This is a genomic window from Streptomyces sp. NPDC088812 (assembly GCF_044750285.1).
Lineage (GTDB): Bacteria > Actinomycetota > Actinomycetes > Streptomycetales > Streptomycetaceae > Streptomyces.
Genome location: NZ_JBIVJP010000011.1, coordinates 211,091 through 224,269, shown reverse-complemented (window position 1 = coordinate 224,269; position 13,179 = coordinate 211,091). Strand labels below are relative to the sequence as shown.

Here is a 13,179-nt window from a genome sequence, read left to right as displayed (position 1 = left end):
CCGCCCGCCGTTCCGGTCGGCGTCCCGCCCGGCGACCGCCCGGCCGGACCGACGGCATCACGTTGCGCATGCGTGTGATCTCTTAGCGCGACGAAACGCGGCCCGTCCGGGAAAGTTACGATCGTTCACCCCTTTTGGTGGTGCGACGGACAACCGTCCGTCGTACCACCGCCTTGTCCGCATACGTTCTTCCCGCTGCGAGCCGCCGGGTCAACGGCGGCTCACCAAACGGGAGATCGGGGGTGCACACGTGCGCATCGGACTGCTGACGGAGGGCGGCTATCCGTATGTGAGCGGTGACGCCGGACTCTGGTGCGACCGGCTCGTACGCGGGCTCCGGCAGCACGAGTTCGACCTCTACGCGCTCAGCCGCAGCGAGCGCCAGGAGGCCACCGGCCGGGTCGGACTGCCGCCGAACGTCGGCCGGGTGCACACCGCGCCACTGTGGAGGCCGCGGAACGACGGAGCGGCGCACGGCCGCCGCGCGCGCCGGCGCTTCACCGAGTGCTACGGCGAACTGGTGGCCGTCCTGTGCGAAGGAAGCTCCGTCGACGCGTCGACAGCCACAGCGGCCACAGGGTCCACAGGGTCCACAGGAGTCACACGCGCCACAGGCGCCTCAGAGGCCTCGGCGGGCCGTCTCGCTTCTCAGGCGGACCGTTTCGGCAGTGCGCTGTACGGACTCGCCGACCTCGCCCGCGACGAGGGCGGACTGGTCGGCGCCCTCCGTTCGGAAGGCGCCGTACGGACGTTGGAGCGCGCCTGCCGTGCGCCCGGCGCGCTGCGCACGGCGCGTGAGGCGCGCGTACCCGATCTGCTCGCCGTCGCCGCACACCTGGAACGCCTTCTGCGCCCCCTCTCACTCGACTGGTACGAGGACCACCACGGCGCCGACGGCCTCGGCTCCGTGGACCTGTGCCATGCGACATCGGGCGGCGCCGCGGCCCTGCCGGGGCTCGTCGCACGGCACTTCTTCGGGACCCCCCTGGTGGTCACGGAGTACGGCGTGCGGTTACGGACCCACTACCTCAGATCCGGTACCGGGCCGCACGCCGCGGACTCCGCGGCGGCCTCGTCGTCGGCCGGCCCGTCCGCGGAGCCGGCGCCCGCCGTCCGCGCGCTGCTCGCCGCCCTCCACGGGCGGCTCGCCGCCGAGGTGTACCGGCAGGCGGCCTGCGTGACCTCGGGCAACGCGCACGCCCGTCGCTGGCAGGAGCGGTGCGGGGCCGACCGGACCGCGCTGCGCACCGTCTACCCCGGCATGGAGGCCGCCCGCTTCGCCGAGGCCGGCGACTTCCCGGACGGCGCCGACCCGCGCACCCTCGTCTGGGTCGGCCGTGTGGAACCGGCCAAGGACCTGGTGTCCCTGCTGCACGCCTTCGCGCAGGTCCACAAGGAGGAGCCGGGGACCAGACTGCGGATCATCGGAGCGCCGACCGGGCCCGAGGGGCGGGCGTACCTCGGTCACTGCCGGATGCTGGCCGCGCAGCTCTTCCCCGACGAGGCAGACGGACCGCACGCAGTCGGGGACAACCCCGTCTCCTTCGAGGAGGTCGGCGGCCCGGAGGCGCCCAGCCTCGCGGAGGCGTACGCGGCGGGTGCCGTCATCGTTCTCTCCAGCGTCGTCGAGGGCTTCCCGGTCAGCCTGGTCGAGGCGATGTTCTGTGGCCGCGCGACGGTGTCCACCGACGTCGGAGCGGTCGTCGAGGCCATCGGCGGTACGGGGCTGGTCGTCCCGCCGCGCAACCCGCGGGCGCTGGCGGACGCGTGTACGGCGCTTTTGCGCGACCCCGAGCGCCGTGCGCGCCTGGGCGCAGCCGCCCGCGAACGCGCCCTCGAACTCTTCACGGTCGAGCAGAACCTCGCGGCGTTCCACGGCATTTATCTGGAGACCGTCGCCCGCAGCCCGGTCCGTCGGATCGTCCTCGACGAGACCGGCGAGCCCCGGCCCTTCGCCGTCCCGGCGGAGGCATGGGTGCCGGGCCACTGGACCGGACCTTGCGCGCGGAACCATGCCGGGCGCGGGGCCGGGCGCCTGGCGGACCCACGCGGAGGGGACGCGCCGCCGATGCGGGCCGCCTCCACGGTGTCCGGCCACTCTCCCGCCCGGGCCGCATCGCCGGTGTCCGGTGCGTCGGGTGTGCCTGCGGTGATGCCGGTGCCCTCCGTGGCGTCGGGCGGTACGAGGGAGGGAGCGCGATGAGCGGCCTCGACGAACTCTTCGGTGACCTGGACCGGCCCGGGACGCCGGGCAGTCCAGGAGCCTGGGACGAGCGGTCGGAAGGATGGCTCTCGGGGGAGAGCGGCCGAACGGGGGAGCGCCGTCGGCCGGTGGGCCGTGATCAGGCGGGCGGTGACACCCACCCCGGTGAGAGCCCCGCCGAGCGGCACGGCGAGCGGCACGCCGAGCGGCACGCCGAGCGGCACGGCGAGCGCCGCCGTGAGTGGCGCAGTGAGGGGGAGGAGCGGGGGAGTGCCGGGGCCGGAGGCCGGGGCAGGGGCGCCGACACGTCTTCCTCCCCGCGCGCCGAAGCTGCGGCCCCCCGTGGATCGAGCGCGCACCGCCGAGGTGCCGCGGACCCCGTGAAGGTCCTGATGCACCGCCACCGCGCACTGTGCGAACGGGCTGTCGACCCCTTGGAGATCGCGGCCGCCCTGGAGGCCCACGGCATCACCGACCGGACCGCCGCCCGCTTCCGGCACCGGGACGTCTTCTCCCTCGCGGAGGAGATGTACGCCCGCGTGCCCCGCGACGGCGACACGCCACCGCAGTCGGTAGCGCCCGAGGCGCTTCCGAGGGCGCGCGCCGACTGGGCGCTGCTCACCCTGCTGCCGGGCGCGCTGTGCGCGGCGACGGTCGCGGGCGCACGCCTCACGCAGGGCCAGACGCGTGCGTTCGTCGTGGCCGCGGGTGTTCTGGCCGTGGTGCTCGCCCTGGGGGCGGCCCTCCGCCGGGGCCCGCTGAGCCTGCCGGACCGTCCGGACCCCGGCCCGCACCGGGCCGGCGGCTGGACCTGCTGGCTCCTCGTGTACGCGGCCCTCGGCGACGGTTTCCTGCGGGCCGCCGCCCACGGCGGCCCCGACGGCCTCCCCACCGGTGCCGCCGACGGGCCGTGGCCCCTCACCGCCGCCCCCCTGGTCGCCCTCACCCTGGCCTGTGCCCCCGCCGCCTGGAGCGCGCACCTCCTCGCCGTACGTGCCCGGCGCCGACTGAACGTAAGTCGCGGGCTGGAGGAGTTCGCCGCCTCCGTACAGCCCCTGGTGCTCGGCACGTTCGCGCTGTTCCTGTGCGCGCTGGCGGCGCTCACCGGCCTCTGCGCGGCCGCCCTCGGCGAGCCCGCCGGTCTTGCGCAGGTCCTCACCCTGGGTGCGCTCCTCCACCTCGCCCGCCTCCTCACCGTGCACGGCTTCCCGAACGCCCCGGCGCTCGCCCTCGGGGCCGCCGGCGCCGCCGAGGGGACCGCCCTGGCCTCCGTCTTCGCGGCCCGGCTGCCCGGCTGCGGATTCCTGGCCACCCCCGTCGACGGTCTCCTGGCCGCCTGGGGGCCGGCCGGTGTTCCCGCCCTCTGCTGCGGAGCGGCCGCCCTGGCCCTGCTGGTCCACGCGACCCGCACACTCGCCCGGGCCTCCGCCCACGCCCACGCCCACGCGGAGCAGCCGTGCTGACGCCCGGCCGCCCGGCCGCGCCGCGGCAGCCGTCCGGGCCACGACCGCGCGCAGTGCCGCCCTCACCACCGTGCACGGACCGCACGAGGCACGCGCTCCCTCGCCCACGCAACACCCCCGAAGGAGAAACGAGATGACCACCTCCCGATCCGGAGCGACCGGAGCGACCGGAGCCACCGGGGCACCCGCGGTCGCGGGAGCCCTCGCGGTCACAGGAGCAGCCGAAGCGGTCGCGGCCCCGGAAGCCGCCGACGCCTCCGCAACGGCCGCAGTGACCGGAGCACCCGACGGGACCGGGGCGGCCGGAGCGGCCGGAGTACGCACCCCGGGAGCCGCACGATGAGGGCCCTGCTGATCGGAGCCAACGGTTACCTCGGCCGCTTCGTCGCCGACCGTCTGCTCGCCGACCCGGCCGTCCAGCTCACCGCGCTCGGTCGCGGTGACGACGCCGACGTCCGCTTCGACCTCGCGACCGGCAGCCCCGGCGCGCTCACCCGCTTCCTCGACGCGGTGCACCCCCAGGTCGTCATCAACTGCGCGGGCGCCACCCGCGGCGGTGCCCGTGAACTCACCCGGCACAACACCGTCGCCGTCGCCACCGTCTGCGAGGCACTGCGCCGCAGCGGCTGCGGCGCCCGTCTCGTCCAGATCGGCTGCGGCGCCGAGTACGGCCCGAGCCAGCCCGGCTCCTCCACGGCCGAGGACGCCGTGCCGCGCCCCGGCGGCCCGTACGGCGTCAGCAAGCTCGCCGCGACGGAACTGGTCCTCGGCTCGGGCCTGGACGCCGTCGTCCTCCGCGTCTTCTCCCCGGCCGGGCCCGGCACCCCCGCCGGCTCCCCCCTCGGGCGGCTCGCCGAGGCGATGCGCCGCGCCATGCAGTCCGGCGACGGCGAACTCAAACTCGGCGGCCTGGGCGCCCAGCGCGACTTCATCGACGTCCGCGACGTCGCCCGCGCCGTGCACGCCGCCTCGCTCTCCGCCGCGCAGGGCGTCATCAACATCGGTTCCGGCCGTGCCGTCCGCCTGCGCGACGCCGCCGGGATCCTCGCCCGCGTGGCGGGATACGGCGGCGCCCTCCACGAACTCGACGCTCCGCTCGGCGCCCATCTGCGGCCGGCCATCGGCCACCCCCGCGCCGACTCCGACCACGCGGCCCCCGTCGCGTACCCGTATCCGGACGGCTGCGGCAGCTGGCAGCAGGCCGACGTGCGCACCGCACGCGACCGGCTCGGCTGGCGGCCCCGGATCAACCTGGAGGAGTCCCTCGCCGACATCTGGATGGAGGCGGCGTGTCGTATCTGACGGGCACCCCGGCGGGTACCGCGCACGCCGGGACCACCGACGTCCGCACCGGCTTCGGCGCCCCCGGCATCGCCCATCCCCTCCTCGCACCGGCCGAGTGGGGCGAACTCGCCCGTCCCGGCCGGCCCCTGCACTGGGTCGTCCTCGACGTGGCCGACGGGCCCGGCACCCGTCCCGACCCGCACTGCCTGGAAGCCGCCGGCCGACTCCGCACCGCGGGCGTCCGCGTCCTCGGCCGCCTCGACCTCGCCCACGGGGCCCGTGCCGTCCCCGAGGTGATCTCCGATGCCCAGCGGTTCCTCGACTGGTACCACGCCGACGGCTTCCTCCTGGACCGCTGTCCGGCGGACCGCGCGGACCTCCCCGGGGTCCGCCGCATCACCGGCATGCTGCGCACGCTCCACCGGGCGTCCCACCTCGTCCTCGGCCACGGCACCCACCCGTACCCCGGCTACGCCGAGAACGCCGACCAGCTCGTCACGTTCTCCGGCTCCTGGAGCGACTACCGCTGGTCGCAGGTGGCCGAGTGGACCGCGGCCCATCCGCCGGAGCGCTTCTGCCACCTCGTGCACGGCCTCCCGCAGGGCCATCTGGAGGAGGCGCTGCGCATCGCCCGCTGGCAGGGCGCGGCGACGATCTGGTTCACCGACCGCACCGACCGCGGCGGCCTGCACGACCCCTGGGAGACGATGCCCGGCTACTGGGACGACATCGTCTCGCGCATCGGAATGGGTGTCTCGGAATGAAGATGGCCATGGCAGTGTTACGGGGAGAACAACCGTAGTGATTGACCGACCAACGGAGTCCCCGTGTCGTTGCCACCCCTGGTCGAGCCCGCCTCCGAGCTCACCGTAGACGAGGTCCGCAGGTACTCCCGCCACCTGATCATCCCCGACGTCGGGATGGACGGGCAGAAGCGGCTGAAGAACGCCAAGGTGCTGTGTGTCGGCGCCGGCGGCCTGGGCTCGCCGGCGCTGATGTACCTGGCCGCGGCGGGTGTGGGCACACTGGGCATCGTGGAGTTCGACGAGGTCGACGAGTCGAACCTGCAGCGCCAGATCATCCACAGCCAGGCCGACATCGGCCGCTCCAAGGCCGAGTCCGCCCGCGACAGCGTCAAGGGCATCAACCCGTACGTGGACGTGGTCCTTCACGAGGAGCGGCTCGAGGCCGACAACGTGATGGACATCTTCAGCCAGTACGACCTGATCGTCGACGGCACGGACAACTTCGCGACCCGCTACCTGGTCAACGACGCCTGCGTGCTGCTGAACAAGCCGTACGTGTGGGGTTCGATCTACCGCTTCGACGGTCAGGCCTCCGTCTTCTGGTCGGAGCACGGCCCCTGCTACCGCTGCCTCTACCCGGAGCCCCCGCCCCCCGGCATGGTCCCCTCCTGTGCCGAGGGCGGCGTCCTGGGCGTGCTGTGCGCTTCCATCGGCTCCATCCAGGTCAACGAGGCCATCAAGCTCCTCGCCGGCATCGGTGAGCCGCTGGTCGGCCGTCTGATGATCTACGACGCCCTGGAGATGCAGTACCGCCAGGTCAAGATCCGCAAGGACCCGAACTGCGCGGTCTGCGGCGAGAACCCGACCGTCACCGAGCTCATCGACTACGAGGCCTTCTGCGGCGTCGTCTCCGAGGAGGCCCAGGAAGCGGCCGCCGGCGCGACGATCACTCCCAAGCAGCTCAAGGAGTGGATCGACGAGGGCGAGAACATCGAGATCATCGACGTCCGTGAGCCGAACGAGTACGAGATCGTCTCCATCCCGGGCGCCAAGCTGATCCCGAAGAACGAGTTCCTCATGGGCACCGCCCTGGAGGGTCTGCCCCAGGACAAGAAGATCGTCTTGCACTGCAAGACGGGCGTCCGCAGTGCGGAAGTCCTCGCGGTGCTGAAGTCCGCGGGCTTCGCGGACGCGGTCCACGTCGGCGGCGGTGTGATCGGCTGGGTCAACCAGATCGAGCCGAGCAAGCCCGTCTACTGATCCGACCTGTCCGATCGGGCGGCGGGGGTCTCGCGCACCACGAGTGCCCGGGGCCCCCGCCGCCGTCATGAGCAGACCGTGCCGTCCTTCGGCACCGTGCCGTTCAGCAGGTAGCCGTCCACCGCCGAGTCGACACAGTCGCTGCCACTCCCGTACGCCCCGTGCCCCTGGCCCTTCCAGGTGAGCAGCACACCGACGTCCTTGCCGAGCTCGTCCGCCATCTTCCGCGCGCCCTCGTAGGGCGTCGCCGGGTCCCCGGTGTTGCCGACCAGCACGATCGGCGCCGCGCCCGGCGCGCTCACCTCCGGGGTGTCGAACTGCCCGGCCACCGGCCAGTCGTGACACCAGCCGGCCGTGTCCCAGCCCAGGAAGGTGCCGAACACGGGCGAGATCTCCTCGAACTCCGCCAGCAGCTTCTTCGTCTGCTCCAGCGTCGGCCGCTGCTTGTCGTCCAGGCACGATATGACCCGCTGCGAGTGGGTCAGGGTGCCGTAGTGCCCGTCGGCGTTCCGCTCGTTGTAGGCGTCGGCGAGCGTCAGCAGCTCGGAGCCGTCGCCCTGTTTCGCCGACTCCAGGGCGCTGGTCAGGCTCGGCCACCCCTGCTCGCTGTACAGCGGCAGGACGATGCCGGTCACCGCGAGGGTCTGGGTCAGCTTGCGCCCGGACGATGTCGGCAGGGGCTTGGCGTCGATCCGCTTCAGCAGGTCCGCGATCTTCGCGCTGCCCTGCTCGGGATCCTGGCCGGTCGACTCCAGGTAGTTGTCGAGTGCCAGCTGGAAGCCCTTCGTCTGGTTCTTCGCGTGGCCCACCGTGTCGGCGGTCGGGTCGACGACCGCGTCGAGGATCAGCCGGCCCACGTTCTTCGGGAACAGGTGGGCGTACACGCCGCCCAGTTCGGTGCCGTAGGAGATGCCGAAGTAGTGGAGCTTGTCGTCGCCGAGGACCTGCCGCATGAGGTCGAGGTCGCGGGCGGTGTCGGTGGTCGAGACGTGCGCCAGCAACGGGCCGGCCGCCTCCTCGCAGCCCTCGCCGAAGTCGGTGGCGTCCTGGAGGTAGGCCTGCTCCTCTGCCGAGGTGTCCGGGGTGGAGTCGACGGACTCGGCAGCCTGGATCTCCTTGTCGCTGCGGCAGCGGACGCCCTCGCTGGCGCCCACCCCTCGCGGGTCCCAGCTGACCAGGTCGTAGCGCTCGCGCAGCGAGGAGACCGTGGAGCCGTAGGACGGCAGTGTGGAGATGCCCGAGCCGCCCGGGCCGCCGAAGTTGAACAGCAGCGAGCCGATGCGCCGGTTCTCCGAGCCGCTCGTCCGCGCGCGGATCATCGCCAGGTCGATCGTCTCGCCGCCCGGCTTCGACCAGTCCAGCGGTACCTTCAGCGTCGCGCACTGCCATTCGCTGCCCGGCGCGGGGGTGTCGGCGCTGTCCTCGCACCGCCCCCAGGCGAGCTTCTGCCCGGTCAGCGAGGCGGGCAGTGCCGCTGCCGTGCCCGCCGTGCCGGAGGAGCCGGCCGACGGCCGTGCGTCCGTCGTGCCCCCCTTGCCTTCGCCTCCGTCCGACGTGCCGCTGCTGCAACCCGCCACCAGCAGCGCGGCGGCGGCGCCGAGCGCCGTCCACTGTACGAATCGCGCCATGTGCACTCCCCCTAGCGGACCGTCCGCATCGGGCGGCGGACGGCTGTCAGGCCATAGTAGGCGGATCGGGCCGTGACTGCCGGAGCCTGTGGATAACTCTCTGACCTGGGGTTTTGTCATGCTGCGGACGTGAACGGAAGGCCGTCGGCAGCCCTGCGGTCCGGTGGGCCTCAGGAGCAGACCGTCCCGGCGGCCGGCACCTTCCCGTCCAGCAGATAGCCGTTCACCGCCGCCTGCACGCACCTGTTCTTGCTGTCGTAGGCGCCGTGCCCCTGCCCCCGGTACGTCAGCTCGACCCCGACGCCCTCGCCCAGCGCGGCCACCATCTTGCGCGCGCCCTCGTACGGGGTGGCCGGATCGCCGGTGTTGCCGACCACGAGGATCGGCGCCGCACCGGGCGCGGACACGTCGGGATGGTCGGCGGCTCCCGGCACCGCCCAGTCGGTGCAGCTGAGCATGGACCAGGCCAGGAAGTCCCCGAACACGCTGGACGCGGCCCGGAACCGGGGCAGCTCGCGCTGCACGTCGGCGACGGAGTACCGGGGCTTGCCGTCCGAGCAGTTGATGGAGATGTTGGCCGCGGTGATGTTGCTGTACTCGCCGTTCTCGCTGCGGCCGTTCATCGCGTCGGACAGCAGCATCAGGATCCTGCCGTTGCCGGTGTACGCCTCCTCCAGTCCCTCCGTGAGGTACTGCCAGAAGTCCTGCGAGTACAGCGACTGCGCGATGCCGTTGGTCGCGGCGGTCTGGGTCAGTTCACGCGGGAAGACGCCCGGGATCGGCTTGCGGTCGAGCTCGGCGAGCAGCTTGGCGATCCGGTCCTTCACCTCCTGTGCCGTGTCCCCGACGGGGCAGTCCTCGACCTTCGACGTGCAGTCCTCGGCGAAGTTGTCCAGCGCCCGCTGGAAGCCCCCCGCCTGTCCGAGCGAGCCCTGCTCGGGCGTCTGCGTGGGGTCGACGACCGCGTCGAAGACGGCACGCCCCACCTTCTTCGGGAACAGGTGGGCGTACACGCCGCCCAGTTCGGTGCCGTAGGAGATGCCGAAGTAGTGGAGCCTGTCGTCGCCGAGGACCTGGCGCATGAGGTCCATGTCGCGGGCCGCGTCGGTGGTGCGCACGTGCGGCAGGATCTCCTCGGAGTTCTTCTCGCAGGCGTCGTTGAACTTCCTGGTGCTGTCCACGAGCGCCGTGCGCTCGGCGCTGTCGTCCGGTGTCATGTCCTGCTGGAAGTAGGCGTCGAGCTGCTGGTCGTTCTCGCAGCGGACGGGTGCGCTGCGGCCGACCCCGCGCGGGTCGAAGCTCACCAGGTCGTACCGGGTGCGCAGGGCCGCGTAGTCCTCGCCGAACGCGGGCAGCGTGGTGACACCGGAGCCGCCAGGCCCCCCGAAGTTGAAGATCAGCGATCCGATCCGCCGGCTCTTGTCGCCGCTGGCCCCGGCCCGGATCAGCGCGATGCTGATGGTGTCGCCGTCGGGCTCGGCCCAGTCCCGGGGCGCTTTCATGGTGGCGCACTGCCACGGGTCGCCGTCCGGCAGGGGAGAGGGCGCGCTGCCGCCGCCCTCGGCCTGGGACGGGGCCGGGCAGTCCGTCCACTCCAGCTTCTGCGCCGTCAGGTCCCCGTCCCCGGTGTCGTCGCCGCAACCGGCCGCCAGGGAGCACAGCAGCACGGCCGCGGCGGCCAGGGCGAGAGCACGCGGGCGGGAAGGGTTCGGCATGATCCCATCCTGGGGTCGTGCCCGCCCACGCGCGCGGGGCGCGGTCCGTACGAGGTACGGCCGTCGCGGCCTCTCTAGAGGGCGCCCTTGCGGGTCAGGTGGTTGAAGGCCAGCCAGCCCGGCAGGACCGGCAGCCACAGCGTCAGCAGCCGGTACAGCAGTACGGCGGGAGCGGCGACCTCCTTGGGCAGGCCGACGGCGATCAGGCCGACGGTGAGGGTCGCCTCCACCGCGCCGACACCGCCGGGCGTGGGCGCGGCGGAGCCGAGCGCGTTGCCGGCGAGGAAGACGACGGCGACGCTCGCGATGCTGATCGACGTGGCCTCGTCGCCGAACGCGCGGATCGACGCGTCCAGGCACATCACGAAGCAGGCGGTCAGCAGCAGCATGCCGCCGATGCCGGTGACCAGCTTCTGCGGCCGCTGGAGCACGTCCAGCATGCGCGGCACGACGCCCGCGAAGAGCGACCTCACGCGCGTGACGACGAACTTGCGCAGGAACGGCACCGACGTCACCACGAGCACGAGCACGGCGACCGTCAGCAGACCCGCGATGACCGTGCGGGACGGCGACAGCGACGGCGTCTTCTCGGTGCCGGTCAGATAGCCGAAGGACAGCAGCATCAGGATGTGACAGCCGAGCCCGAACAGCTGCGAGGCGCCGACGCTCGCCACCGCGAGCCCCGGCCGGACCCCGGAGCGCTGGAGGAAGCGCGTGTTGAGCGCGACCCCGCCGACCGCGGCGGGCGCCACGATCTTCACGAACGACCCGGCGACCTGCGCCGCCACGGTCCGCGGGAAGGGCACCCGCTCAGGGACGAACCCCAGCAGGCTCATCGCCGCGGCGACATAGCTGAGGGCGGAGAACAGCACGGCCGCGGCGACCCAGCCCCACTCGGCGTTGGCGATGAGCGGACCGAACTCGATGTGCGTGAGCTGGGTCAGCAGGAAGTACGCGCCGATGGCACCGGCGATGAAGCTGATGAGGGTGCGTGGTCGCACCCGCTCCAGCCGGGCCGGCTCGACCGGCGCCTGCGGCCGGATCCGCAGCACCGCGTGCCGGATCTGGGTCAGCAGGTCCTCCTCACGGGCCTCCTCCAGCGCCTCGTCTATGGCCCGCTTCTCGGCCCGTGCCTCGGCGCGCTCGGCCTTCTTGCCGGGCTTGTCGAGGGCCGGCTCCGCATCCGTCCCGGCGGCCTCGTGGCGGGCCTGCTTGGCCTGCCGGGACGCCTCCAGCACCGCCTCACGCTCGCGCTCAGCGCGCTCGCGGCCCAGTCTGCGCAGCGTCGCGCGCGTGGAGCGGCTGAGCGCGATGGGCTGCAGCATCGGCAGGCAGTCCGCCACCGCGTCGGGCCCGAGCACGCTCACCGCCGAGGCGACCGCGCGCTCGGCGCCCACCCGAAGCCCCAGCGTCACGAGCAACTGGGAGGTGTCCATGCGCAGCAGCAGGTCACCGGCCGCGATCTCGCCGACGCGCAGGTCGGTGAGGACCACCGTGCCGGAACGATCAACCAGAATCGCGTCGCCCACCAGCCTGCGATGCGCGATGCGCCGGGACTGCAGGGCGCGCACCTGGTGCCAGGTGTCGTGCAGCAGCTCGTCGGTGATCTCCTCGTCCGGCAGCGAGTCCAGGGTGCGGCCGCCGGTGTGCTCGTAGACCAGCATCACGGCGTCGGGGCCGAGTTCGGAGGTCGCGATCAGCTTGGGGGCGTTCGCGCCGGCGGCGATGGCCGCGTAGGCCAGCAGCGCCTCCTGTTCCAGCGCCTGGCGCAGTGACTGCAGGCTGCTGCGGGTGGCGAAGCCGCGCAGGGTGAGATTGCGCCACGCACGGTAGAAGAAGCCCTGTGCCTGCTGCTCGCGGTCGACCACCGTGACGTCCAGCGGAGGGCCGTCCTCCAGGGTGACGAAGTAGCGCCGGCCCCGGTCGCCGGTCTCCGCGGTGTCCGAGACCTCCTGGCGCGCGGCGCTCACCGGGTGGAAGCCGACGTGCCGCAGGCCCGCCATCAGCGTCCGTCCGGTGGGGCGGACATTGGGCGAGCCGACCGCGTACAGCGTCCCGTAGGCGACCGTCCAGCCGATCAGCACCGTCAGGATGATCGAGAACGGGGTCGTGTAGCCGGTGACGAGCATCGAGAACGCGTCGAGGAGCAGCACGATCCACAGCACCGCGCGCCAGCGCGGTCTGCGTGACATGCCCACAGCCGTCATGTACGCGATGACCGGGGCGAGGTAGCCGTGCACGGGGTCGGTGAGGGCATGGATGTCGCCGGGGGAGGGCTGGGTGAGCGCCTCCTGGATCGAGTCCGGGGCCGCTTTGGCCACCCAGAGGTCGGTGGCGAGGGTCACCCCGTGCGCCAAGACCGCCGCGAGGACGCCGTCGGCGATGCGCAGCCCGTCCCGCTTGATCAGCCGCTCGATCGCGAAGGCCACCGGCACCAGCAGAATCGCGATGCTGGACGCCAGCCCCGCGATCTTGATGAGCAGGTCGGGCGCCTGTCCGGTGCCCTTGTTGATGTCCTGCTCCAGGCCCGACGTCGTCCCGTGCGCGAAAGCGGCGACGGCCAGCAGCACGACGATGCCGAGCACGCCCACGAGCAGGCGCATCAGGTCGGGCGGACGGTGCACGCGCGCGGGGAGCAGCGGTTCGTCGCCCTCGACCTCGTCGATGGTCGTCACCTCGACGAGTTCCGAGTCCCGCTCCGCCGCGTCGGCGGGATCCGGGCGCGACGCAGCGTCAGAGGTGCCCTCCGCGTCCTCGGGATGCACACCCTGCTGCTTCATCGTCTCTTCTTGATCTCGTATCACCGGTCACCGCCCGCACGATGGTGGCATGCCCCACCGACACACAGGGGCATCAGGGTGCAAACGCGGGGGCGGACAG

Annotated in this window: 8 protein-coding genes; 5 read left to right on the top strand and 3 right to left on the bottom strand. The window is 72.8% G+C overall.

Translation table 11 applies throughout. The annotated features are described in order from the left end of the window. Positions 1 to 250 precede the first annotated feature (250 nt). From ACIP67_RS21100 to moeZ, 5 genes are all read left to right on the top strand, one after another. The gene (locus tag ACIP67_RS21100; RefSeq protein WP_401693514.1) at positions 251 to 2,203 is read left to right on the top strand and encodes a DUF3492 domain-containing protein; all 1,953 of its coding nucleotides are present in this window, start codon (positions 251 to 253) and stop codon (positions 2,201 to 2,203) included. After that, positions 2,200 to 3,666, top strand: a complete 1,467-nt coding sequence (locus ACIP67_RS21095) for a hypothetical protein (RefSeq protein ID WP_401693512.1) — start codon at positions 2,200 to 2,202, stop codon at positions 3,664 to 3,666. The genes ACIP67_RS21100 and ACIP67_RS21095 overlap by 4 nt, the downstream gene beginning before the upstream one ends. 339 nt (positions 3,667 to 4,005) lie before the next feature. Continuing rightward, the gene (locus ACIP67_RS21090) at positions 4,006 to 4,968 is read left to right on the top strand and encodes an NAD-dependent epimerase/dehydratase family protein (RefSeq protein WP_401693511.1); all 963 of its coding nucleotides are present in this window, start codon (positions 4,006 to 4,008) and stop codon (positions 4,966 to 4,968) included. Then, on the top strand, positions 4,956 to 5,714 hold the full coding sequence (locus tag ACIP67_RS21085) for a spherulation-specific family 4 protein (RefSeq protein ID WP_401693510.1): 759 nt from the start codon (positions 4,956 to 4,958) through the stop codon (positions 5,712 to 5,714). The genes ACIP67_RS21090 and ACIP67_RS21085 overlap by 13 nt, the downstream gene beginning before the upstream one ends. Before the next feature lie 63 nt (positions 5,715 to 5,777). Next, on the top strand, positions 5,778 to 6,956 hold the full coding sequence (moeZ, locus tag ACIP67_RS21080) for an adenylyltransferase/sulfurtransferase MoeZ (protein ID WP_401693509.1): 1,179 nt from the start codon (positions 5,778 to 5,780) through the stop codon (positions 6,954 to 6,956). Between the two features lie 65 nt (positions 6,957 to 7,021). On the opposite strand, the gene ACIP67_RS21075 is transcribed toward moeZ, so the two are convergent. From ACIP67_RS21075 to ACIP67_RS21065, 3 genes are all read right to left on the bottom strand, one after another. Next, on the bottom strand, positions 7,022 to 8,584 hold the full coding sequence (locus tag ACIP67_RS21075) for an alpha/beta hydrolase (protein ID WP_401693507.1): 1,563 nt from the start codon (positions 8,582 to 8,584) through the stop codon (positions 7,022 to 7,024). A gap of 170 nt (positions 8,585 to 8,754) precedes the next feature. Next, positions 8,755 to 10,299 carry an alpha/beta hydrolase gene (locus ACIP67_RS21070; protein ID WP_401693506.1) on the bottom strand — a complete coding sequence of 515 codons (1,545 nt, stop codon included), beginning with the start codon at positions 10,297 to 10,299 and terminating at the stop codon, positions 8,755 to 8,757. A 74-nt stretch (positions 10,300 to 10,373) separates the two neighbouring features. Then, a complete protein-coding gene (locus ACIP67_RS21065; protein ID WP_401693505.1) occupies positions 10,374 to 13,079 on the bottom strand; it encodes a lysylphosphatidylglycerol synthase domain-containing protein in 2,706 nt (901 codons plus the stop codon). Positions 13,080 to 13,179: the final 100 nt, after the last annotated feature.

What these genes read in the sequence shown, in the direction of transcription:
- ACIP67_RS21095 (WP_401693512.1), top strand. Translation starts at nt 2,200, where the DNA reads ATGAGCGGCCTCGACGAACTCTTCGGTGACCTGGACCGGCCCGGGACG.
- ACIP67_RS21090 (WP_401693511.1), top strand. Translation starts at nt 4,006, where the DNA reads ATGAGGGCCCTGCTGATCGGAGCCAACGGTTACCTCGGCCGCTTCGTC.
- ACIP67_RS21075 (WP_401693507.1), bottom strand. Translation starts at nt 8,584, where the DNA reads ATGGCGCGATTCGTACAGTGGACGGCGCTCGGCGCCGCCGCCGCGCTG.
- ACIP67_RS21070 (WP_401693506.1), bottom strand. Translation starts at nt 10,299, where the DNA reads ATGCCGAACCCTTCCCGCCCGCGTGCTCTCGCCCTGGCCGCCGCGGCC.
- ACIP67_RS21065 (WP_401693505.1), bottom strand. Translation starts at nt 13,079, where the DNA reads ATGAAGCAGCAGGGTGTGCATCCCGAGGACGCGGAGGGCACCTCTGAC.